The 23,019-nt window shown below is 60.0% G+C and carries 23 protein-coding genes; 14 read left to right on the top strand and 9 right to left on the bottom strand.

The window, feature by feature from the left end:
- The first annotated feature begins 179 nt into the window (after nt 1-179).
- Nucleotides 180-926: a polysaccharide deacetylase family protein gene (locus FHT73_RS11030; RefSeq protein WP_246699008.1), complete on the top strand. Its 747-nt coding sequence runs from the start codon at nt 180-182 to the stop codon at nt 924-926.
- 15 nt (nt 927-941) lie between these two features.
- Here the strand turns inward: FHT73_RS11030 and FHT73_RS11035 are convergent, their stop codons facing one another.
- The gene (locus tag FHT73_RS11035; protein WP_112608826.1) at nt 942-1,550 is read right to left on the bottom strand and encodes a TetR-like C-terminal domain-containing protein; all 609 of its coding nucleotides are present in this window, start codon (nt 1,548-1,550) and stop codon (nt 942-944) included.
- A gap of 111 nt (nt 1,551-1,661) precedes the next feature.
- Here FHT73_RS11035 and FHT73_RS11040 point away from each other — a divergent pair, with 111 nt between their 5' ends.
- The 3 genes from FHT73_RS11040 (at nt 1,662) to FHT73_RS11050 (ending at nt 6,162) form a co-directional block, all read left to right on the top strand.
- Nucleotides 1,662-2,351 carry a PspA/IM30 family protein gene (locus FHT73_RS11040; protein ID WP_183711570.1) on the top strand — a complete coding sequence of 230 codons (690 nt, stop codon included), beginning with the start codon at nt 1,662-1,664 and terminating at the stop codon, nt 2,349-2,351.
- A 43-nt stretch (nt 2,352-2,394) separates the two neighbouring features.
- Nucleotides 2,395-2,676: a YiaA/YiaB family inner membrane protein gene (locus tag FHT73_RS11045; protein ID WP_112335778.1), complete on the top strand. Its 282-nt coding sequence runs from the start codon at nt 2,395-2,397 to the stop codon at nt 2,674-2,676.
- A gap of 90 nt (nt 2,677-2,766) precedes the next feature.
- The gene (locus FHT73_RS11050; RefSeq protein WP_183711572.1) at nt 2,767-6,162 is read left to right on the top strand and encodes an acyl-[ACP]--phospholipid O-acyltransferase; all 3,396 of its coding nucleotides are present in this window, start codon (nt 2,767-2,769) and stop codon (nt 6,160-6,162) included.
- A 90-nt stretch (nt 6,163-6,252) separates the two neighbouring features.
- Here FHT73_RS11050 and FHT73_RS11055 read toward each other — a convergent pair whose 3' ends face one another.
- From FHT73_RS11055 to FHT73_RS11065, 3 genes are read right to left on the bottom strand one after another with little or no spacing between them, the layout of a single operon-like run.
- Nucleotides 6,253-7,266 carry a HAMP domain-containing sensor histidine kinase gene (locus FHT73_RS11055; RefSeq protein WP_183711574.1) on the bottom strand — a complete coding sequence of 338 codons (1,014 nt, stop codon included), beginning with the start codon at nt 7,264-7,266 and terminating at the stop codon, nt 6,253-6,255.
- Nucleotides 7,266-7,970, bottom strand: coding sequence for a response regulator transcription factor (locus tag FHT73_RS11060; protein WP_183711576.1), 705 nt, complete (start codon nt 7,968-7,970; stop codon nt 7,266-7,268). The genes FHT73_RS11055 and FHT73_RS11060 overlap by 1 nt, the downstream gene beginning before the upstream one ends.
- A gap of 45 nt (nt 7,971-8,015) precedes the next feature.
- On the bottom strand, nt 8,016-9,497 hold the full coding sequence (locus FHT73_RS11065) for a DUF4173 domain-containing protein (protein ID WP_183711577.1): 1,482 nt from the start codon (nt 9,495-9,497) through the stop codon (nt 8,016-8,018).
- A 687-nt stretch (nt 9,498-10,184) separates the two neighbouring features.
- On the opposite strand from FHT73_RS11065, the gene FHT73_RS11070 reads away from it, so the two are divergent.
- A complete protein-coding gene (locus tag FHT73_RS11070) occupies nt 10,185-11,258 on the top strand; it encodes a serine hydrolase (RefSeq protein ID WP_183711579.1) in 1,074 nt (357 codons plus the stop codon).
- Between the two features lie 2 nt (nt 11,259-11,260).
- Nucleotides 11,261-11,755 (top strand): GNAT family protein, encoded by a 495-nt coding sequence (locus FHT73_RS11075; protein WP_183711581.1) that lies wholly within the window; start codon nt 11,261-11,263, stop codon nt 11,753-11,755.
- A gap of 108 nt (nt 11,756-11,863) precedes the next feature.
- Here the strand turns inward: FHT73_RS11075 and FHT73_RS11080 are convergent, their stop codons facing one another.
- From FHT73_RS11080 to FHT73_RS11095, 4 genes are all read right to left on the bottom strand, one after another.
- Nucleotides 11,864-13,489, bottom strand: a complete 1,626-nt coding sequence (locus FHT73_RS11080) for an SDR family oxidoreductase (protein ID WP_246712087.1) — start codon at nt 13,487-13,489, stop codon at nt 11,864-11,866.
- Nucleotides 13,486-13,905 carry a thiol-disulfide oxidoreductase DCC family protein gene (locus FHT73_RS11085; protein WP_183711585.1) on the bottom strand — a complete coding sequence of 140 codons (420 nt, stop codon included), beginning with the start codon at nt 13,903-13,905 and terminating at the stop codon, nt 13,486-13,488. The genes FHT73_RS11080 and FHT73_RS11085 overlap by 4 nt, the downstream gene beginning before the upstream one ends.
- A gap of 230 nt (nt 13,906-14,135) precedes the next feature.
- Complete coding sequence (locus FHT73_RS11090) at nt 14,136-14,390, bottom strand: hypothetical protein (protein WP_112335769.1); 255 nt, start codon at nt 14,388-14,390, stop codon at nt 14,136-14,138.
- Nucleotides 14,391-14,567: 177 nt separating this feature from the next.
- A complete protein-coding gene (locus FHT73_RS11095) occupies nt 14,568-15,509 on the bottom strand; it encodes a phosphatase PAP2 family protein (protein ID WP_183711595.1) in 942 nt (313 codons plus the stop codon).
- A 358-nt stretch (nt 15,510-15,867) separates the two neighbouring features.
- Between FHT73_RS11095 and FHT73_RS11100 the strand changes: the two genes are divergently transcribed.
- The 6 genes from FHT73_RS11100 (at nt 15,868) to FHT73_RS11125 (ending at nt 20,846) form a co-directional block, all read left to right on the top strand.
- Nucleotides 15,868-16,821, top strand: coding sequence for a GAF domain-containing protein (locus FHT73_RS11100; RefSeq protein ID WP_183711597.1), 954 nt, complete (start codon nt 15,868-15,870; stop codon nt 16,819-16,821).
- 154 nt (nt 16,822-16,975) lie between these two features.
- Nucleotides 16,976-18,484: an aldehyde dehydrogenase gene (gene adh, locus FHT73_RS11105; protein ID WP_183711599.1), complete on the top strand. Its 1,509-nt coding sequence runs from the start codon at nt 16,976-16,978 to the stop codon at nt 18,482-18,484.
- 80 nt (nt 18,485-18,564) lie between these two features.
- Nucleotides 18,565-18,957 carry a DUF779 domain-containing protein gene (locus FHT73_RS11110; RefSeq protein WP_112399541.1) on the top strand — a complete coding sequence of 131 codons (393 nt, stop codon included), beginning with the start codon at nt 18,565-18,567 and terminating at the stop codon, nt 18,955-18,957.
- A 95-nt stretch (nt 18,958-19,052) separates the two neighbouring features.
- Nucleotides 19,053-19,649, top strand: a complete 597-nt coding sequence (locus FHT73_RS11115; RefSeq protein ID WP_183711601.1) for a DJ-1/PfpI family protein — start codon at nt 19,053-19,055, stop codon at nt 19,647-19,649.
- A 20-nt stretch (nt 19,650-19,669) separates the two neighbouring features.
- Entirely contained in the window at nt 19,670-20,020 is a 351-nt protein-coding gene (locus FHT73_RS11120) for a ribbon-helix-helix domain-containing protein (protein ID WP_183711603.1), read from the top strand.
- A 247-nt stretch (nt 20,021-20,267) separates the two neighbouring features.
- Nucleotides 20,268-20,846 carry a hypothetical protein gene (locus FHT73_RS11125; RefSeq protein WP_183711610.1) on the top strand — a complete coding sequence of 193 codons (579 nt, stop codon included), beginning with the start codon at nt 20,268-20,270 and terminating at the stop codon, nt 20,844-20,846.
- On the opposite strand, the gene FHT73_RS11130 is transcribed toward FHT73_RS11125, so the two are convergent.
- The gene (locus FHT73_RS11130) at nt 20,822-21,460 is read right to left on the bottom strand and encodes a TetR/AcrR family transcriptional regulator (protein WP_183711612.1); all 639 of its coding nucleotides are present in this window, start codon (nt 21,458-21,460) and stop codon (nt 20,822-20,824) included. The genes FHT73_RS11125 and FHT73_RS11130 overlap by 25 nt on opposite strands.
- Before the next feature lie 61 nt (nt 21,461-21,521).
- Between FHT73_RS11130 and FHT73_RS11135 the strand changes: the two genes are divergently transcribed.
- Entirely contained in the window at nt 21,522-22,439 is a 918-nt protein-coding gene (locus FHT73_RS11135) for an alpha/beta hydrolase (RefSeq protein ID WP_183711614.1), read from the top strand.
- A gap of 164 nt (nt 22,440-22,603) precedes the next feature.
- Nucleotides 22,604-22,909 (top strand): zinc ribbon domain-containing protein YjdM, encoded by a 306-nt coding sequence (locus FHT73_RS11140; protein WP_183711615.1) that lies wholly within the window; start codon nt 22,604-22,606, stop codon nt 22,907-22,909.
- The last annotated feature ends 110 nt before the right edge of the window (nt 22,910-23,019 follow it).

The raw sequence follows: 23,019 nt of genomic DNA on the forward strand, positions 1-23,019 counted from the left end.
TCGAGCCGGCGTTCGCTGTCCGGGTTAAAAAGCAAGGGCGCTCCCCAGAAATGGGTAGAGCGCCCTTTGCTTTTGTCGTGCTCGCGGCGCCGTTCTTGTTCCATGCGATGTGCCAGTTTGCGGCGACGATACGGGGGGCGGCTGGCTTGTGCGCATTGAATCATCGAAGGAACGCGGTCTTGAGATGGCTGCTCGCCGGCATCCTGGCTGCGGCCTGCGCCGTCTCCGCTCGCGCGGCGGACGGGACGATCTTTCTGACATTCGATGATGGGCCTTTGCCTGGAACGAAGAACATTCTTTCCGTGCTGAGCCAGGAAAATGTCCCCGCCGCCATGTTCATGGTCGGCCAGCATGTCGAAACCATTCCTGCCGGGCGCGATCTCTTGGCAGAAGCCAAAGCTATGCCGCTGGTAACCGTCGGCAATCACAGCTACAGCCACGCCAATAATCGCTACAGACGATACTATTCCAACACCCAGGCCGTCGTCGCCGACATGCTTCATGCCAATGAAGTGCTCGGTCTGACGCCGATCGTCAATGCGCGATTGCCGGGCAGGGACGTCTTTCGGCTTCCGACCGTATCGAGGGAGGATCTATCCATCAACGTTGCCCAATGGGAGCGCGAATGGCTGGATTACGAGCTCGTCGCCGAAGCGGGATTCTATCTCTACGGCTGGGATTTCGAGTGGGTACACAGCGACGACGGCAAGCCGGTTCAATCGGTGGACCATCTCGTCAATGAGATCGATCACCTCTTTCAGTATGGTCGCTTCACGCAGCGGGGCAAGATGATCCTTCTCATGCATGACGAGATGTTTCAGGATCAGTTCAACGGGCGCGAAAACCTGCAGTCGCTGATCCGCAAGCTGAGGAATCGCGGCTACGCTTTCGGCGATATCCGGAATTACGCGCCCTCGAAACAGTAAAAACCATAAATCCGGCTAGCCTTGTCGTGCGGCGGCCCCGGCTGCGACCGTCAGGATGAAATCGTCGAGCTCCTGTTCCAGGCTTTCGATCGGCAAGCCGACGAAACGCCCCTCCAGGCTGATGCTGACGACGCCATGCACAGCGCCGAACAGCGTTCTCGCCCTGATCGCGCGCGCCGTCTCCGACATGTTCGGCTGCAATTCTGCGAGCGGCTCGGCAATGACGCCCATCAGGAACATGTGCTCTTCGAGATGCCATTCGGGGCTGGGGCGGTCATCCGGAGGCCGATGGTCGAAGAGCGCCTTCCATAGATTGCGATGGGTAACTGCAAAGCGCAGATAACCGCGTGCGAGATTGCGCAGCCGGTCTGTCGGTGTGTGATCCCGAACCTCCGTCAGCGCCAGCGATGCCTCAAGCGCCTTCAGCGTTGCCGAATTGACGTGAATGACGAGGTCGTCGAGATCGGCAAAGACAGTGTAAAGACCTCCGAGAGCGCAGCCTACATCCTGCGTGACATCGCGCGCCCTCAGGTTCGAGAGCCCGTCTGCAGCGATGCGATTGCGCGCCGCCTCGATCAGCCGCTGCTTCAGATCCTCGCGCTTTTCCAGGGTTTTTCTGGCCACTCACTCTTCCAATTCGATTTTTTGAACGTTGTTCAAAATTGTTCTTGAACAACGTTCATGATTCTGGCATATATCGTTTTGTGAACATCGTTCATAAACGGGAGACGACAAATGTTCAATTCAATTCTGACGCTCATTCGCGGTCGGGCCTATGATGCGGAACAGGCGTTCATCGATCGCAATGCGGTACCCTTGCTGGCGCAGCAGATCCGCGAGGCGGCCAGCGCCATCCAGTCGGCACGGCGGGCCGTGGCAATTGCCGTCGCGCAGAATGAGCAGGAAAAGAACCGGCACGCAGCGATCATCGGCCGCATTGCGGACCTGGAAACGCGCGCCGTTGCCGCCCTCCAGAGGGGAAGCGACGAACTTGCGCGGGAGGCGGCCGAGGCGATCGCCCAGCTCGAAGCCGAGCGGGATGCTTCCGAGGAGGCCCAGGCGCAATTCACTCAGACGATCGGCAAACTCAAGGCAACCGTTCGCACATCGGAAGCACGGCTGCAGGAATTGCAGCGCGGCGAGCGCCTGGCGCGGGCTACCGAGCAGACACAGAAGCTCAATGCCGCCTGCGACGACAATTGCGGCCTGGCGACGCTCGATGACGCCGAGGAGACGCTCGCCCGTCTTCAAGCCTACCAGAGCCGCTGCGAGATCGCAGCCTCGACTATGAAGGAAATGGATGCCACGAGCCGGCAGGCCCATATCATCGAAGAACTCGCCAATGCCGGCTGCGGCGCACCGCTCGGCCCTTCTGCCGACGACGTACTTGCCCGCCTGCGCCAACGCTTGAATTCAGCAGCCTGAAACGAAGACATCAAACACATCGGATAATTGAGAGGATACGATCATGAACGACAGCTTCCAGAAACATTCCCAGGCTTGGGTCAGCTTCTCCTACATCTCTTTTGCCGCAGCGGCTTTCATGCTCCTCGTCGGCCTTTACATGATGCCGATCGATCTCTGGGGCAAAGGCTATCTCGCCATGGGCATTCTGATGCTGGTGCAGACGGCGGTCAACGTCACTAAGACCGTTCGTGACAACAGCGAGGCTGACAAGCTGATCCGCAAGGTAGAAGATGCCCGTACGGAAAAGCTTCTGGTTAAGTTCAATCGTGACGGTCAGGACTAATCTTTATTAACGACGCCATAGAGTTGTATCCGCGCTCAACCTTTGCGTAACAACTCTGTGGCGTCCTGTTGGCCGAATGAGGGATACGCCATGCAAACGCACCTGATGAGATCGAGGAAGTTCGCGCCGCTGTTCTGGACGCAATTCCTGACTGCCTTCAACGATAATTTCTTAAAGCAGACTCTGGTTTTCGTTATTCTCGCGCAGATGGCGACGGAGGGCGCGGCGCTGGTCACACTCGCCGGCGGCATCTTCATCGTGCCGTTCCTGCTCCTGTCGGCGATTGCCGGTGAGCTTGCCGACAAATACGACAAGGCCAGGATGGCGGAGCTTTTGAAGCGCTGCGAACTCCTGGTGGCGGCGATTTCGGTGGTCGGCATCGCCTTCTCCTCGATCTGGATCCTGATGCTCGCCCTCTTCGGCTTCGGCGTCATTTCCTCGCTCTTCGGGCCGATCAAATACGGCATCCTGCCCGATCATCTGGCAAACCGGGATCTCCCCAAGGCCAACGCCTGGATCGAGGGCGGCACCTTCATCGCCATTCTCACCGGTACGATGGTCGCGGCCGTCGCCTTCCGCGAGGGCGAGAATGTCTGGATCTTCGGGCCGATGATGATGGGGCTTTCGATCCTCTGCTGGTTTGCCGCCCGCATGATTCCTGCGACCGGCTCCAAGGCACCCGATCTCGTCGTCGACACCAATGTCATGCGCTCCAGCTACAGGCTGGTCAACGAGCTTCGCGCCGATAGCCGCATCTGGCGGGCGTCGCTGATGAACTGCTGGTTCTGGTTCGTCGGCGCCTTCATCATGTCGATGCTGCCGGTCATGGTCACGGACATTCTCGGCGGCTCGGAAATCGTCGTTCCAGCTTATCTTGCGATCTTCGCCATATCGGTTGCCATCGGCTCAGCCATTGCCGGATGGATGGCGGCCGGCCGCATCGTGCTTTTGCCGGCGCCCATCGGCATGCTGATCGTCGCTCTCTTCGGCCTCGATCTCGGCTGGAACCTGTGGGGTCTGCAATCAACCAGCCATGCTGAAACCATTCTTGCCTTCTTCGCCGGACCGAAAACGATCCGTGTCGCCATCGATCTGGCCGGCATGGCGATCGGCGGTGCTTTCCTGGCCGTTCCGACCTTCTCGGCCATGCAGAGCTGGGCGAATGAGGATCGCCGCGCCCGCGTCATTGGCGCATCGAATGTGCTCTCCGCGCTCTTTATCGCTGTGGGCTTGGCGCTTGTGGCCGTGCTTCAAGCCGTGGGTCTGTCGATCCCGGTCATCATTCTCAGCATCTCAGTGCTCAACATCGCGATTGCCTGGTTGATGCTGAAAATGCTGCCGACCAACGCCTTCCGCGATCTGATCTCCATCATCTTCCGCGCCTTCATGCGGCTTGAAGTCGAAGGTCTGGAAAACATACGCAAGGCGGGCCCCGCGCCGATCATCGCGCTCAACCATGTGAGCCTGCTGGACGGCGCACTCGCGCTTGCCATCACCGAGGAAGAGCCTGTCTTCGCCATCGACTATGCCTTCGCCAAGAAGTGGTGGATGCGGCCGCTTTTGAAGATGTGCAAGTTCCTGCCGCTCGACCCGACCAAGCCGATGGCGACGCGCTCGCTGATCAAGGTCATCCAGGACGGCAGCCCGGTCGGCATCTTCCCCGAGGGGCGCCTGACCGTCACCGGCACGCTGATGAAGGTCTATGACGGTGCTGCCATGGTCGCCGACAAGACCGGTACGATGATCGTTCCCGTCCGCATTGACGGACTGGAAAAGAGCTACGCCTCCTACCTGACCTCGAGCCATGTTCGCCGCCGTCTCTTCCCCAAGGTCAAGGTGACGATCCTCGAGCCGGTTAAGCTCAATGTTCCCGCCGAGCTCAAGGGCAGGAAGCGCCGTATCGCCGCCGGCGCTGCCCTCTACCAGATCATGTCGACGCTGATGTTCCGCACCGCCGACACCAACAATACAGTCCTCGGCCGTGTAATTGACAGCGCCCATGAATATGGCGGCAAGAAGCTCGCCGTCGAGGACCCGATCGCCGGCAAGCTCTCCTATGCCAAGCTCCTGACAGGCGCTGCGGTGCTGGGTGCGAAGTTTAGAAAGATGTTCCCGAACGAGAAGACGCTCGGCGTGATGCTGCCGAACGCCAACGGTACGGCTGCAACCGTGCTCGGTGTCATGTCGGCGGGCAAGGTTCCGGCCATGCTGAACTTCACGGCTGGCGCTGCGAATATCCTCTCCGCCTGCCGGACAGCGGAGGTCAAGCATGTGCTCAGCTCGCGCGCTTTCATCACGCAGGCCAAACTCGGCCCGGTGGTCGAGGAGCTCGAAAAGCATGTTGCCTTTGTCTGGCTGGATGAACTGCGCACGCAGATCACCTTCTTCGACAAGATCGTCGGCCTCATGCGCAAATATCGGCCACTGGTGAAACGTGGCGCCGATGATCCGGCCGTCATCCTCTTCACCTCCGGTTCGGAAGGCGCGCCCAAAGGCGTGGTGCTGACGCACCGTAATGTCCTCTCGAATGCCGCCCAGGCCGCCTCGCGCATCGACTTCCACCCCGGCGACAAGGTGTTCAACGTCCTGCCGATGTTCCACTCCTTCGGCCTGACGGCAGGCACGATCCTGCCGCTGGTCTCGGGCGTGCCGGTGTTTTTCTATCCCTCGCCGCTGCACTATCGCATCGTGCCGGAGCTGATCTACGTCTCCAACGCCACCATCGTCTTCGGCACGGATACATTCCTGAACGGCTACGCCCGCACCGCTCATCCCTATGACATGAGATCGATCCGCTACATCTTCTCGGGCGCCGAGCCGGTGAAGGCATCGACCCGCGAGGTCTATATGGAGAAATTCGGCCTGCGCATCCTGGAAGGCTATGGCGTGACCGAGGCCGCCCCGGTGATCTCGCTGAACACGCCGATGTACAACCGCACCGGAACGGTCGGCAAGATCATGCCGGGCATGGAATGGAAGCTCGAGCCGGTTGCCGGCATCGATGAGGGCGGCCGCCTTCTCATCCGTGGCGCCAACGTCATGGCCGGCTACCTGCGCGCCGACAATCCCGGCGTTCTCGAACCGCTGTCTGAAGGTTGGCACGATACGGGCGACATCGTCACCATCGATGAGGAAGGTTTCGTCAAGATCCGCGGCCGAGCCAAGCGCTTCGCCAAGATCGGCGGCGAGATGATCTCGCTTGCTGCTGTAGAAACACTTGCGGCACAGCTCTGGCCGGGTGCCCTCAGCGTTGTCTCGTCCGTACCCGATGCCAAGAAGGGCGAGCGCCTCGTGCTCCTGACCGATGCGCCGGGTGCGACTAGAAGCGATTTCCTGGCCTTCGCCAAATCGAAGGGTGCCACGGAAATGATGGTTCCCGCCGAAGTGACCGTCGGCAAGGTGCCTGTCCTCGGTTCCGGCAAGGTCGATTTTGTCACCGCGCGTGCGATGGCTTTGGAAGCTCAAGCGCAGTCAGAGGCAGCGTAGGCTCCCATCTCGAAATAGTGGTGCGGCCGATGGTTTCAGCCTTCGGCCGCCTTTTTTTGTCGCCGGCGGCTCATGGCGGAGTGCGCCGTTTTAGGCGGCAATGGGAAGGATGATCTGAAATGCTGTGCCATCCTTGCTGCTCTCAAGCAATTCGATGCTGCCTCCGTGGGAAGCGAGCATCGCGCGGACGATGCCAAGGCCCATGCCGGTGCCGCCATCGTCCCGGCGCGTCGAGAAGAAGGGCTCGAAGATGCGATCCCGATTGCCATCGGCAATGCCGCGACCATTGTCGCGAATTTGGATCGATATCCCCCGCCCTTCGCCGCTTGCGTTGATTGCAAGGTCTGTCGCGCCGTTCTGAACGGCATTTTCCGCCAGATTGGCGAAAATAATGCCGGCTGCCTCGCCGGGCAAAGCCAGCGTCTCGTCGGCGCTGCCTTCAGAGATGATCGTCAATTGGCGAAATTGCATCTCCAACTGGGCAATGATATCGCGAAGGCTGCTGGAGCCCTGTTGGGATGGAAGCTCGGCCTTTGCCAGCTCCCGCAGTCGCGACAACAGCCGATCCAGCCGTTCGGTGTCGGCGATGATGTTTCCGAGGAAGCGGCTGCGCTGCTCGTGGCTCATCGGATTTTGGTCGTCATCATCACGCAGCAGTTCCGCCGCTCCCTTGATCGAGGTCAAGGGCGATTTCAGTTCGTGCGAAACATGGGTGGCAAAGGAGCGCACATAATCGGAATGATCGACCAGCTTGCCGGCGAGATCGAGAAAGCTCTGTGAAAGGGTCGCGACTTCGCGCGTGCCGTAGATTTCGAGTGGCCGGATCGCCGAGCGTCCGCCGCGAGCGATCTCCTCGGTTCGGGCAATCAGGGCATTGATCGGCGTAGTCAGCGTGCGCGTCAGTACGTAGGCGACGATGAGGGTAAGGATCAGAACGGCGGCGAGGGTGGCGATCTCCGCCGGCGCCATGGCGCCGGAGGCGGCGCGCACGGCGCGAAACCAGATGATCGTGAGCATCGGCAGCATCATCACGGTCAGAAGCACCGCGTAGACGATGAGGGCGAGCGGCGGCCGCCATTTCGACTTCACCCGCGGCGTACGCATCAAGCGTTTCCTTCTGTAGCCGATGTCAGTTTAAAGCCGACGCCGTGCACCGTGGCGATGATGCCCTTGCCGCCAACCGCCGAAAGCTTGGCACGGAGATTGCGGATATGGCTGTCTATGGTGCGGTCGGCGACCTGCATGTCAGCGCCATAGGCCGCTTCCATCAGTTGATCGCGGCTGAAGACGATCTCGGGGCGCGAGAGCAGCGTCTCGAGGATCGAGAATTCGAGCGCCGTCAAGGTGAGCGGCACATCGGCGAAACTGGCGGTGCGGCTACCGCGATTGAGCCGCAGAGATCCCGCGGACACGGAGCCATTGGCCGCATCCGGCTCCGAGCCATGGCCGCTTCGCTTCAAGATGGCGCGGACCCGGGCAACCAGCTCGCGCGGACTGAAGGGTTTGGTGACATAATCGTCGCCGCCGATCTCCAGACCCAGAATCCTGTCGATTTCTTCGTCGCGCGCCGAAAGGAAGAGGATCGGAAGGTTCGATGCCTTGCGAATGCGGCGGCAGACTTCCAGCCCATCCATGTCGGGCATGCCAACATCGAGGACGATCAGATCGAGACCGCCTTTGTGAAAGGCCATCATGGCCTCTGTGCCGTTGCGCGCGGTCGTCGTCTTCATGCCGGCGCGGTCGAGCGCGAAGCAGATCACGTCGCGGATATTCGGTTCGTCGTCGGCGACGAGGATGCGCGGTGCCATGTAGTGCCTGTTCTGGTTATTCTGCTCTTTGTCTTCGTTTCGGCCTCATCTGACAAGGGTCGCATCATTTTTGAGGTAAGCATCGAGACGAGCATCGCGATAGGTCCAGCTCCGCCAATCGTGCGAGCGTCTGACATGCTGCCATAATAGTGCTTCGCGCACCTTGCGAGCATTCACGTCGGCAGGCAGCGATGCCAGATAGGTGTCGAGTGCCGGAATGGCGGCAGGGCCAAGCGTCGAGAGATAATCGAGATCGAGAACGACGCCTTCGCCCGATATTTCGCGGCTATGGGCAACGTTGAAGCGGGCGATGAAGGCGGGAATGTCGGCGAATGCGGCGGCATAGAGTGTAAGAACCAGCATCGCGGAGCTTAACGCGATCAACCACTCGTTGGAGCGATCCAGCAGGATGCGCAGGAGGATGAGGAAGAGGCCGGCTGCGACCAAGCCCATCCAGATGCCGGCCGCAACGCGCAGCTCTGTCAGCGAATAGACTTCGACATAGAGATCGAGCCGCAGAATGGAGGAAAGGCAAAGCAGGATATTCTGCGCGATCCAGAGAAGTACCAGGCGGCGAAGCAGGGGGCTTCTGTCGCCCGGTCCGCCGCGCCGCATGGCGGCAAGCACGAAGACGGCGGCAAGGATTGCGGTGAGTATCAATGGATAGGCGCCGCGATGGGCGTATTCGGCATGGCTCATGCCATCGGGCAGGCTGGCGCCGCCCCAGAGATAGGTGAGATCGAGTAGTGTCTGCACGGCAAACAGCGCGTTGAAGACCAGAAGCGAGCGCAGCAATGCGGCATGGCCGAACAGTCCATCTTCAATCCTGGTGGTGATCGCTGCGCCCCCTTCGCGATGGTGACGGCGGCGCCTCAGGCGTGGATGAAGCAGCGTGGAGAGGAAGATTGCGATGACGAGCCAGAAACCGATGCGCCACATGCTCAGCAGTTGCAGCAGGAAAGTGAGGTCGATGCTGCGCAGCGTCTTTTCGATCAGCGGATTGGCCATCGCGAAAAGAGCAAGAAAGCCGGCGGCAAACGCGAGCGGCATGATCCAGCCGCGCAGATGATGTCGAACACCGTCCGGCGCTGGCTTCTGCAGCCGCCGCAGCCAGCGATAGCTCGCCTGGCGGAAGGGCCGAACCGGCAGATCCAGCAGGAAACGGAGCAGCGCCAATGGTAAGCGCGTCGATTGCCCTGGGAGCAATCCGCCAACACCCAGCGATATCAGGCAAAGCCCAATCAGGCTGGTGATGATGCCCATCCAGGATGCGGTCTCGACAAGTGGCGCTGATGCAACGAGGCAAAGGATCACAAAGGCTGCGATCTTTGGAATCGATTGCCTTCTTCTGGAGGAAATCATCAGACCGGCGGCAACGGCATTGGCGAAGAGAAAGAGATTAACACCCGGCACCTCGTCGAAGAGAAGAATGTCGGCCAGGGCGATAAGGGAAATGAATGTGAGGAGTTTGCGATAGGGACTGCTTGTGGCGTTTGCGGGGAGGGCAAGTGTATCGGATAGGCTCATCGGTATCGGCTCCGTGAGGGATGTTCGGCCAAGGCGAAGGGTATGATCCTGGCTTCCTGAACCGGCGGATCGGCTGGCGGCTGACGATCGTCCTCCAGCCACCAGCCTTCCTTGAGAAGACTGCGTGGCAGGCGGGCGGGTGGAATTGCGATTGTCTCGGGCGTGTTGTTCATGGCGCGACGATGGCGTCCGCCTTTGCAGAATTTGTGCAGAAGCTGAGGAGCTCTTCAGGAAAATTGGGCAAGTCGGAACGTTCAGATCATCGCGCTTGTATGAGATCTGAAAAGAGTTGCCGCCGACGAGGCCATACTGGACGAGGCAAATTTAGCGTTGCGTGAAATATGTCTCAAAATGGGGCAGTCACTTGTGGAGTTTAATCCTGTGTTTCCCAGCTTCCAGTCCGCCTATGGATTGCCGGTGTGAAAATCGATTTCTTGACCCGGCTGTCGTACTCACCCCTGACGACAGCCGGGAATCTCGGAAGCGGCCTTCAGCCGCGACCGGGATTCTCGTCAGAAAAAGGAAGGCACCACATTTGCGATGAGACGCAAACGGACCTGAAGATGGGGCAGGGCTGATCGAAAGACCGGCCAATATGGATGCCAAATTGCTGCATCGTCGCCTTGCTGCATGCGCGCTTTGATTGTAGCTTTCCCTGACGGTCGTTGAGCGAAGGGTGGAGATTGCATGGTCATCACGCAGGGCAATTCATCCTCGTCACCTGATCGCGGAACCTTGCAGGCCATGGGTTTTGATCCAGAGCTCCGCCGTAAGTTTGAAGCCGGCATCGAATCCGGCTTGCTGCGCGATCTGCATGTCGTGCTTGCCGCTCGTTCCGGGCGTGTATGCCTGGAATATTACGCCATCGGCTCCGACGAAAATTGGGGAGATCCGCTCGGGGATGTCGCCTTCGACGCGGATACGCTGCACGATCTTCGTTCGGTCACCAAGAGCATTGCCGGCCTTCTTTATGGCATTGCACTCGATAGAGGATTGGTGCCGCCGCCGAATGCATCGCTTTATGAACAGTTCCCGGAATACGGCGATCTCGCCCAAGATCCTGCGCGCGCCAAGATCGCCATTGCCCACGCGCTGACGATGACGCTGGGGATGGAGTGGGACGAGGATCGTCCCTATACCGACCCGCTGAACAGCGAAATTGCGATGGAGAATGCTCCGGACCGATATCGTTTCGTCCTGGAACGTCCGGTGATCGCAGAGCCGGGAACGCGCTGGATTTATTCCGGCGGCAGCGTCGCGCTTGTGGGTGCTATCATCGAGCGCGGCACGGGCAAGCGTCTGCCCGATTTCGCGCGAGAGGTTCTCTTCGAACCGCTGGGGATTGCCAAATTCCATTGGAACGCCGGGCGTGATGGCGTGGCGTCGCCTGCATCCGGGTTACGCCTGACTGCTCCGGACTTGCTGAAGATCGGGATGCTTTTCGTGCAGAATGGCGCGTGGAACGGGAAAAGGATCGTCTCGGAAGAGTGGATCGCGCAATCCCTCGCGCCGGCGATTTCGACCGGGGACGGTTTGAGCTATGGCAGATTGTGGTTCTCAGGCGATGCACCGGTGCCGGCGTTTGACGGTCAGCGGTCGTGGTATGCGGGCTTCGGCAATGGCGGGCAAAGGCTCTGGCTGATGCCCGATGCGGGTATCGCCGCTGTCATCTATTCCGGCAAGTATAATTCCTGGGATGCCTGGATTACGCCCACCCGCGTCTGGCGCGAGATCATCCTTGCCAATCTGCTGAAAGCATGAAGATGGCGCCTTCAAAAGCCGAGTTTCCCACACTCGTCACCGAGCGGCTGCGGCTTCGAGAAGCAAGCATGGACGACCGCGACGATTTCCATGCGCTGATTTCAATTCCGGAGGTCACACGGTTCTCGAACTGGGTTGATGCGCCGAAAATGGCGCAGATCGAGCGCTCTCTGCGATGGATGATCAAAATCTTTCCCAAGGGAACGGGTTGCTCATGGATCATCGAGGATCGGGTTTCCGGCCAATTGCTCGGAGCCATTCGCTTCAACAGCTTCGATAAGCATGCCAGATGCGCAGAACTGGGCTATGAACTGCATCCCTCCGCCTGGGGCAAGGGGCTGATGAGCGAAGCCGCGCGTGCCATCGTTCAATGTGGCTTTGATGTCTTCTCGCTCAATCGCATCGAAGCCTGGACATTGCCGGGAAACACCGCGTCCGACCGGGTTCTGGAAAAAGCGGGCTTTCAATATGAGGGCACGCTGCGGCAGAAGGCGTGATTCAAAGAGGCCTTCCACGATTTCCGCATGTTCGGCTGCTTGGCTGGCGACCGGCAGAACTAGCCCTTAGTCGGTCTCCTGGCCGGTTCGTCAGTCGGTCTTGCATTATCAATCAATCCGCCTCAGCCAGCCTCGATAATGAACGACGGGGCCGATGAACGGCAGGGCAATCGGAACATCGAAGTGGAAGCAGTCGTCCTCCGGCCATTCATGAGCGACGCTTTGGGGCGCCAGAAAGAGCGGTAGCGGAATGCGCAGGAACGACCAGTGTCGCATCGCCATGCTGAGTCCGTTGCCACGGATAGGAAGATCGAATGCAAAGCGGAAGGGGCCGAAGCGTTCGACGAGGTGGCCATTCTCTTCGCTCAAATGGCTGCGGAAGCGCCGGCCGGAAAAATCCCGCGTCCATTCTTCGATGCCGTTGTTTTCCTCGAAGGAGACATGCAGCGCGTGCTTTCCGGCAGCGGGAAAGCCGAATATTTTCGCGACCAGCCGGGCAAGAGGAGAACGCCCGCGGGTGACGACTGCCTCTCCTTCGGCGCCGCCATCGCCGAAGACATGGTGCATCGCACGTACCGGCTCGGAAAGATGCGCGAAAGCAGGACCCATGACACGCTGATAGAGCGGCGTATAGGGTGCTTCCGTCATTTCCTCGGTGATTGCCAGATCGCGAAACAAGGTCCGGAAATCCTCAAGCGACAGGAGCCCGCCGGCGTGACGGGCGCCGGGTAGAAGACGGCCGTCGCGCAAGGCCCGCGCCAGCAACTGCGCCGGAAGCGTGGGAATTTCCACGCCGTGGCCATTTTCGGCAATCAGGGTCCAGCGGCGAGCCTTCATGGCGCCTTGCTCAATGCCCTTGATCTCGATCGTCATAGCCGAGCGCGCCGTGCCAAGTCTCGCTGTCAGGCGTTGCAGCGGCAGCAGAAAGCGACTGATCTTCTTGAGCGATGTCAACCAACCCCAGGCAACTGGCCAGGACAGCAGCCAGAGTGCCAAAGTCTGAAAGGCGAATTCCGGCCCCGCCCGGAAGATGACACTGGGACGCTCGGCAAAGCTTTCGACCAGCAGGTCGTGATCCGGCACGTCGGCCAGCGCCACCAACCGGTGCAGGGGGCGGCGGCCGGCAATGGCATAGGTTTCGCGCTTCAGCATGTGCCAGCCCATCGCGTCTTGCCAGCGCCGGCCGCGCCAAAGCCGCACCGGCCTGCCGACATAACTCAGGATCGCCGATGTGACCGAGGCGCCTGCGGTCGCGCGGTTGGAGGCGCTGATCGACATTTCTATCGAACGAACCTCGTCCATGTCCTTGGCAAGGTCCGCCACCACGGCGCTGGAAAGCGCCGGCACGCTCGACGCCCCCGAGATGACGGCGACGCCGGCAGCCTTCGCCCGTTCATCGAGGCATCTAATCGCGCCGACGAAATCGCGCGCGTCGGCAAGATCGAAGTAGTGGATGCCGGCCTCCATGCAGGCTCGCGGAACTCTGTCATCACTTTGCTGGAAGGGACCTGCCGCATCGATCAACAGAAAGGGCCCGTGCTCGCCGAGTATCGCAGAGATATCGCCCTTTCGATCGGCTTGCAGACCAATCGCATGGGGCAATCGAGCGGCGAGCGCTTTCGCGGCTTCGAGATTGCGTCCGGCGACCAGAACCTCGAAGCCGTCGCTGGCAAGGCGCCGCGACAGCCGCGCGCCGAATCCGCCATAGCCGCCGAGAACGAGGATTCTTTTCAAAGGATGCGGCTCGCCTGCTCGGGTGTCGGAAGCCAGCATGTCTCCCGTTTGCCGAAGATGCGATAGCGATTGCGCGCAAGCCAGAGGTAGATCGGATCGCGCAGCATGCGGGGTATGATGCGCAGCACGGAAATCGCTTTCCAGGGCCAGCCGAGGCCGGCATAAATGGCCAGCACTGCGTCGCTGTCGCGCAATACCTTTGCGCCGTCGACGATGATGAGGCTGTCGGGATCGGCGGGATCCATGCCGCAGCGGCGATAGAGCGCGATGCCGGTTTCATTCTGCATGGAGGCAAGACGGAAACGACCAAGATGGTCGTGACGAAGCACGAACTGGGCGTTGGCGGTACACAGGACGCACATGGCGTCGAAGACGATGATCGGCCCTTGATGGTCGCTGATGGTGCTTTTGTTCATGCTGGCGGCGTCTTTTTCCGTAAACCGGTCTCGCCACAGCTTTGACCAGTTGCATCGCGGCCGTCAATTGCACGTTTCCGTGGGCTGCCATGTCAAACCGGCAAACGACCGTGAAGTTTATATCGCAGGGCTAGGCTGCGGAAGGATCGAAAAAAGCAGGCCGATCGATCTGTCGGTTGGCATGCGGCCCGATCTGCTAGACCGGGCCGCGCGCATCGCGGAAGAGTAGCTTAGCGATAACGCCAGCCACCATGCCACCACTCGCGATGCACCCAATAGCGATGTCCATCCCAATAGCCACGGCCAGGATAGAAGATGCCATAGGCCGGAACCGCCGGCACGACGACCACAGGCCGTCCATTCGGGCGGCAATAACCGTACGGCCCGCGATGCCAGCCGATACCGCACCCGTCGCGAGCCTCAGCCGGTGAAATGGCGGCAAGGCAGGCGATTGCGGCGAAAGTCAGCAAAATGATCTTTTTCATGATGTCCTCATTCGTCCTTGAAGAGCTTCAAGCTGTTATCCCTTCAGCGCTTAAACGGCGGCGAGTGGCAAATCCGTCGCTGCATAGCGATGATTTTGCATTCGGATGCGAAAGGCTGGTGGCTTCGGCGGCGCCGAAGTGGACAGGCGATGCAGGAGAGCTGCACCCGCTGCGGGATCAGGATCGAATTTCAAAGGCTCGGGATGCAAGGCCAGCCTGAGCCGGGCACGATTTTGCCGCAGGCAGGGTTTTCTTGCCGATGAAGGGCATGCGCCGGATCAAAGCGCGCAGAACGGCGAGAACTGCCTTGTATTGTTCCCCAGGACACAAGCGGCCATTGGAATCATAGGCGAAGAGGAGGCGCCGTCGCGCGAATGCGTGCGCCAGCCATAGGGCAAAAGCGACGCCGACACCCCAGCCCATCAGCGTGTCGCTTGCCCAATGCGCGCCAACCCATTGGCGCGACAGGCAGATCAGGATACCGATCGGCATGAAGACGGGGCGAAGGCGGGGGAAGACGAGCGCCAGCGACATCGCCATGGCGCCGGCCGTTGCCGAATGTCCGGAAGGAAAGGAGGCGAAGTCGGCATGGAAGGCGAAGGGGCGAAAGAAAAAGGCGCCGTTCATATCCAGGAGTTCCGGCCTGGCGCGACCGATGATGTTCTTGGCGAGCGAATCGACAATGCCGCCGCCGGCGACCGCCAGGAAGACGAAGGCAGCCGCAGTCGCGATGAGATCTGCCCCTGTTCGCATGGATTTCCGCAGTTTGTGCGCAGGCGCGAGGATCGCAAAAATCAGCAGCGCTCCGCTGAATGAGAGCACAAGAAGCCCGGTGCCGAGGCTGCTGATCCACCTCGCCGTCCCTCGCAACTGCGCGGGAAAAGACTTCATCCAGATGCCCAAGGGATAATCGGCCGTCCACATGACGAGCAATGACAGCGCGAGGAAAATGGCGATGATGACGATCGGGCGCTCGAGAAAAGCACGATTTGCAGGGGGCTTGATGGTCGGTGTGTTGAAGAAGCAGCGAAGGCCGCCGGCCATTCGTCTGCGACCGGTGTCGGCGGAGCTCGCCAGCGCATCTTTTACAGCCTCTCGGCGTCGTTGCCATGCCCGCATAAAGCCGACTTTCCGTTGCTGTCGAAACAGCCTCTTGTGGAGCCGGGCCACCAATCGCCTTTCGCTCCTTTTCCCTTGGAAAGCTGCTACCGCAACACACTGACAGCCGCCTGAAAGATCTCGATGGGCAGGCCGGATCCCGGTTGTCGGGACGACAAAGCGAAAGCCGGGCATCGCCAGCCGATTTCGACGACCCGAATTGCAAAGTCGTGGCTGAAGGGATGAGCAGTGCCCAAAAAGAACTTTTATCAATGAGATGGTCGCTACTTCCGGCTACCTTGAACGAAAGTCGCCGGGAGGATTGCTTCATTGGCCATTTTTAGCGACAATTGGGTTAGCGTTCGGTGGGAGGAGCCAAATGCACGACTATTCCGCACATGCGGATCAGGTTTACGCGTCGGCGCAATCGGCGGCGGCGAGTTCTTCGGTTGTTGCCTCCTGGCGACGGTGCATGGTCATGCATCGTCTTGCGCCGGAGGAGAAGCGTCTGCCGATGCGCTTGACTAGCCAGGAATTTCAAACGGCGCTGGAGCGATCGGACCGGTTGGTTGCCGAAGCTGCCAATGAGTTGGATCGCCTGTTTCTCGCGGTCGGCAAGGCCGGCTGCTGCCTGCTTCTGACCGATCGCAACGGTATCGCGCTGGAACGCCGCGGCGCCGTCGGCGACGATAAGGAGTTCCATGATCTCGGCCTATGGACCGGTTCTGTCTGGACGGAAGCGAGTATCGGTACCAACGGCATCGGGACTGCGCTTGCCGACGAGCGGGCCGTTGCGATCTTCCGAGACCAGCACTTTTTCTGCTCCAACATCAATCTCAGCTGCACCACGGCGCCGATCCGCGATCATCGCGGCCAGCTTGCCGGGGCACTCGACATTTCGAGCTGCCGCGACGATGTGAGCGACGGGACGCTGGCGATCCTGTCGCAGACGGTGCGCGACGCGGCAGTGCGCATCGAGCTCAATCTTTTCCGCAGCGCCTTTGCCGGTGCTCGCTTTGTCATGGTGCCGACGGATATCGCATCCACTTCGGCGCTGCTGGCGGTTGACCGCAACGACCTCGTGCTCGGTGCGACCCGCGCGGCCCGCCTTGCATTGAAGCTCGACGATCATCGCATTGCCGCGGGCATTCCGGCCTCCGATGTTCTTCGCGAGCAGCAAGGGGGCGCGGGCGAGGATCTGATTGAGGCAGAGCGCGCCGCCTTGCTCAGGGCTCTTTCACGCGCCAACGGCAATGTCTCCCAGGCGGCCACGGCGCTCGGCATGAGCCGCTCGACGCTGCATCGGAAGATGAACCGGCTCAATCTGCACTGAAGTGCCGTCAACGCGCATTCGATCCGGCGGATGTCGCAGAGTTGCGACACTGTGCGCTGCAGCACGGCAAGCCACCTCTATCGCCGGCCGCGATGTGGCCGCAGACTTCTCCCATCGGTTCGCTCATCGAACCTGCCGACCAAGGGAGGATGGCATGCTGCATCAAAAGATCGTGGAATCTCCGTTCAAGCTGAAATATGGCAACTATATTGGCGGCGAGTGGCGCGAGCCGATTGCCGGAAGGTACTTCGACAACTTGACGCCGATCACCGGCGGCAAGATCTGCGAGATACCGCGCTCCGACGAAAAGGACATCAACGCGGCCCTCGACGCCGCTCACGCGGCGAAAGACAAATGGGGCCGGACCTCCACGACCGAGCGCTCCAATATCCTGATGAAGATCGCCCAGCGCATGGAAGACAAGCTGGAAGTGCTGGCGCAGGCGGAAAGCTGGGACAATGGCAAGCCGATCCGCGAGACCATGGCGGCCGACATTCCGCTCGCCATCGATCACTTCCGCTACTTCGCTTCCTGCATTCGCGCCCAGGAAGGCTCGATCGGCGAAATCGACCACGATACCGTCGCCTATCATTTCCATGAGCCGCTCGGCGTCGTCGGCCAGATCATTCCCTGGAACTTCCCGATCCTGATGGCTGCCTGGAAGCTTGCGCCGGCGCTCGCCGCCGGCAATTGCGTCGTCATCAAGCCTGCCGAGCAGACACCGGCCTCGCTTCTGATCTGGGCTGAGCTGGTTGGCGATCTCCTGCCGCCGGGCGTGCTCAACATCGTCAATGGCTTCGGCCTGGAGGCCGGCAAACCGCTGGCAACGAGCCCACGCATCGCCAAGATCGCCTTTACCGGCGAGACGACGACAGGCCGGCTGATCATGCAATATGCCAGCCAGAACCTGATCCCCGTCACGCTCGAACTCGGCGGCAAGTCGCCGAACATCTTCTTTGCCGATGTCGCCGCCGAGGACGACGATTTCTTCGACAAGGCGCTCGAAGGCTTTGCGATGTTCGCGCTTAACCAAGGCGAGGTCTGCACATGCCCGAGCCGAGCGCTGATCCAGGAATCGGTCTACGACCGCTTCATGGAGCGTGCTGTCAAGCGCGTGGAAGCCATCAAGCAGGGCAATCCGCTTGATGCCGCAACCATGATCGGCGCCCAGGCATCGAGCGAGCAGATGGAGAAGATCCTCTCCTATCTCGATATCGGCAAACAGGAAGGCGCCGAAGTGCTGACGGGCGGCGGTCGCGCCGATCTCGGCGGCGAGCTGTCGAGCGGCTATTACGTCAAGCCGACCATCTTCAAGGGGCATAACAAGATGCGGGTCTTCCAGGAGGAGATCTTCGGCCCGGTCGTATCGGTCACGACCTTCAAGGATGAGAAAGAAGCGCTCGAAATCGCCAACGACACGCTCTACGGCCTCGGCGCCGGCGTATGGACCCGCGACGGCAATCGCGCTTATCGCTTCGGCCGGGAGATCCAGGCTGGCCGCGTCTGGACGAATTGCTACCATGCCTATCCGGCGCACGCTGCCTTCGGCGGCTATAAACAATCGGGCATCGGGCGCGAGACGCACAAGATGATGCTCGATCACTACCAGCAGACCAAGAACATGCTGGTGAGCTACAGCCCGAAGGCACTCGGCTTCTTCTGAGTTCTCCCAACCAAGCGAGCAAGGCTCCCGGCTGCGGCCCGGAGCCTTCCGGCATTTTCAGGGGGTGATGGAGGATCATAATGGACGACAGTGGATCGGAGCCGCGGGTGCTGGCGACCGATAAGGCGCTCGAGCTTATCCGCGAGATACAGCAGGACCATCCCGATATCCTGTTCCATCAGTCGGGTGGCTGCTGCGACGGCTCTTCGCCGATGTGCTATCCGGCAGGCGAATTCATGATCGGCGACAACGATGTCAAACTCGGCGAGATCGGCGGCGTGCCGGTCTACATCAGCGGCAGCCAGTTCGAGGCGTGGAAGCATACGCAGCTCATCATCGACGTCGTGCCGGGGCGCGGCGGCATGTTCTCGCTCGACAATGGGCGGGAGAAGCGATTTCTGACCCGCTCGCGCCTGTTCGGCGGTAGCGAAGCCTGCTCAGTCCCGGACATCAGCCGTGCGCCGGCGCAATAGGCAGGGTCATAAACGGTGTGTAGTATTGGCCTAATACCCACAACCGCAGGCGCTTTGCTAGACTGCCGTCCGTTGGTTTTTGAGGGAGGACGACGATGCCAGCAGCAAAGATTTTGATGATCACCGGTGATTTCACCGAGGACTACGAGACCATGGTGCCGTTCCAGACGCTGCTTGTCTGCGGCTATACGGTTCATGCCGTCTGCCCCGGCAAGAATGCCGGCGAGACCGTGGCAACGGCCATTCATGATTTCGAAGGTGATCAGACCTATTCCGAGAAGCGCGGCCACAATTTCGCATTGAACGCGACCTTCGCCAGTATCCGGGCTGAGGATTACGACGCACTTGTCATTCCGGGCGGTCGCGCGCCGGAATATCTGCGCCTGAATCCAGAGGTCATTAAGGCCGTTCAGCATTTCTTCGGGGCAGACAAGCCGGTTGCCGCCATCTGCCACGGTGCGCAACTGTTGGCAGCGGCCGGTGTCCTCAAGGGACGCACCTGCTCGGCCTATCCCGCCTGCCGTCCCGACGTGGAGCTTGCCGGCGGCACCTATGCCGATATTGCCATCAATGACGCGGTTGCCGACGGTAATCTCGTCACCGCACCGGCCTGGCCGGCGCATCCGGCATGGTTGCGGCAATTCATGGCTATGCTCGATGCGAGCGCATTGTCGGAAGCCAATGCTGCTTGAAGCTGAAAGGGGAGGCGTGCATGTGCGAATTGTTCATCAAGGCCGATGCCAGGCTATGGGAAAGCACCACGCGCTCCCTACGCATCGACGGTATGGTGACCAGCGTCAGACTGGAAAACTTCTTCTGGTCGAAGCTGGAGGAAATCGCCCGGCGTGACGGCATGAACGTGGTGCAGCTGATTACCAAGCTGCACCATGAATCGATCGATGCCGGCCATGATCTCGGCAATTTCACCTCGTTCCTGCGGGTCTGCTGCGCACGCTATCTCGACTTGCAATTGGCCGGCGACATTTCGAGCGATCTCTCCCAGCCGATCGCTAGCGTCGACGCGCCCGCCATTCTTGGCCGCGAGCGTCTGAAGTATCATTGATCCTATCGATGCGGCAGCGCGGCATCCGGAAATCGTCGCACGGCCGGTTTCGTGGTGGCCGTCGCGTCGGCAATAATTCTTATGGCGGCATACAACTTATAGGGAATGTTTCGCGGCGAGGCGTATCCTGGGTTATTCAAACCTTAACTAACTTCTGGTAGTAATTGAACCATCGACTATCGCATGAGGCATAGAGCTTTGCGTCAGGCTTCCATGAGGGAGAGGCTGTGGCGCTTGAGGATAAGCGATGACATCGATTTCAAATGTGCCTTCGGCGGCTTTGGCCATTCTCCAGCAATTGAATAAGGGCTCGACAATATCGGAGCAGCCTCCATCCGCCGCCGATGGCCTCATTGCGGTGGCGACCGGCCTGACGAATAAGGTGGCCGTTTCCAAGCAGCCCACTCAAGCTCAATCGAAAGTTTCGGAAGCCATGTTCAGCATGAGCAAGGACAGCATCGCGAAGCAGAAGCTTGATCTTATCGAGCGGACAGGCAGGGCTCTGGGGGTCGAACGAAGCGACTATTCCTCCATGGACGAGTTTGTTGCAGCGATGAAAAAGGTCTATGGCGAGATAAAGGTGCAGGCTGGGGGCATGGCGGTGTTTCATGCGCTTGAAAGGCAGCTCGGCCTCGATAAGCTTGGCCTGTCGATCGAAGACGTTATCGAGAGCGCTCAAGATGGCGACAGCAACGACAAGGTCACGAAAGCCCTCGAAAGGCGGGCGAAGAAAGAAAAGGACGAGGCGAGTGGAACCGGATCGGATCAGGCTATCCAGATCGATGCAGCTGCTGGCAATCTCTACGGCCTGCTTTCGTTCAACTGACATGGTTTGTCAGTCGCGGAATCGAGTTCTGGCGGTGCCGTCAGACGACTTTTGACGAGCTCGGCTGCCGCATCCGCTGCAGTTTCCATATAGCTCGGATCGCGATGGAGCAGGACCACGGCAAATGAACCGTCGAGGAGCAGCATGATCTGGCGCGCGAGCGGCCGGGCATCATTGCCGCCTCCGGCTTCCATAAAGGTTGAAGCAAGCCAATCCTCGACGCGCTTCTTATGGGCGCGGGCAGCCACCAGAGCCGGATGGCCGGGAAGGTTGATGAGCTCGACCGAGGTGCGCAGGAACCCGCAGCCCTTCCATTTGGCGCTACGCGCCGATTGTGCCAGATGGCGAAAAATGCCGGCAACCTTCTCGGCTGTATCGCCTTTCGTTTCCTCGAACCAGCGTTTGAAGAGGACGAGGTTCGGCTCGTCGCGCGCCTGCAGATGGGCGGCGATCAGGTCGTCCTTGCTGCGGAAATGATAGTAGAGGGTACGCTTGGTGATGCCTGCCTTTTCGGCGATGGCATCGACACTGATCGCGCGGATGCCATCACGATGGAAGAGTTTTCCGGCCGCCTCAAGTATGCGTTCGCGTGTCGGCTGCGAGCTGTTTTTCATGACTCAATGTATACCGGGTAGTGAATATACACAATGCGGCGGTGGCCTCATCCTCCGTCCCATGAACGAGCAACACATTCCATCATCCTCGGGACCGCGCAGCACGCCGATTTCCATTTCATGTGCCGACGACGTCGTTCTCGGCGGTCATCTCTGGCTGGCGGAGACGGCTAAGCCGGAAGGCAGCGTGATCATCAACGCGGCCACGGGCGTGCTTGCGCGCTACTATCACCGCTACGCGCAATTTCTGGCTGGGCATGGGTTCGATGTCCTGACCTATGATTATCGCGGTATCGGGCTATCGCGGCCGCAACGGCTGCGTGGATCCCGCTATCGCTGGCGGGATTGGGGTGAGCGGGATTTCGATGCCGCACTTCAATGGATGGCCGGCTATCGTCGCAGCGGCCCATTGATGGTGGTCGGCCATAGCGTCGGCGGTTTCCTGCCGGGACTGGCCGAACATGCTCCTATGATAGACAGGATGCTGACAGTCGGCGCCCAATATGCCTGGTGGGGCGATTACCTGCCGCACTGCCGTGCTGCCCTCTTTTTCAAATGGCATGTCGCCATGCCCGCAATCACTGCGCTCTGCGGCTATTTTCCCGGTCGCCGACTTGGCTGGCTGGAGGATCTGCCGAAGGGGGTAGCAAATGAGTGGAGCTTTCGTGGTCCTCGGTTCGAGCGCAGCCATCCAGCGGCAGAGAGGCAGGATGCTCTTCGGCGAATGGCCGCGGTCCGGGCGCCGATCCTCGCGATTGCGGTTTCGGACGATGAACTTGGCACGGTGCCGGCGGTTCGCCGCACGCTGAACTATTATACGGGTGCGCAATCCATCCTGGTGCATCTGCATCCTATTGACCTTGGCCGCGACAGGACCGGTCATTTTGGCCTGTTTCACGATAGCTACAAGGAGAGTTTCTGGGTCGACACGCTGTCGTGGCTTCGCGAGGGCCGCAATCCCTGGTCGGTCTCGGCGTGAAACTGGAAGGTTAGGCCCGCCTCAGGGCTGTCGCTTTGCGCGGCTGCCTGTATTGCATAGGCTGATCGTCTCGGATAGACGCCGTTTTTGGATCATGATTGAGATGGAAGCCAGGCATTTGTCGGCTCCGGAATATTTGAAAAAACCGTGAAGTGGAGTTTGGAATGACCGGCCAAAATGACGAATATGTCTATGACGAAGTGACCGGCGAGTGGCGGCCCGCCGCAGAGATGGCTGCCGCAACTGCCGCAACAGGCCTCATCGTACTTGATGCAAGCGGTAACGTGCTTGCCGATGGCGACTCGGTTACCCTCATCAAGGATCTGAAAGTGAAAGGCGCCAACCAGACCTTGAAGCAAGGCACGGTTATCAAGTCCATTCGACTGACCGACAATCCTGAAGAGGTCGATTGCCGTTACGACGGGATCAAGGGTTTGGTTCTCCGCACCGAGTTCATACGCAAGCGCTAGACCGTGGCGGCGGAGGAATTGTTCCTTTCGTGATATGCGGTTGCAAAATTGAACGGTGTCGCGCCGATTATCCGGATTTCCGAATTGTAAAATTGTAAATTGGTGCTTAT

Source organism: Rhizobium sp. BK098 (assembly GCF_014193155.1).
Taxonomy (GTDB): Bacteria; Pseudomonadota; Alphaproteobacteria; order Rhizobiales; family Rhizobiaceae; genus Rhizobium.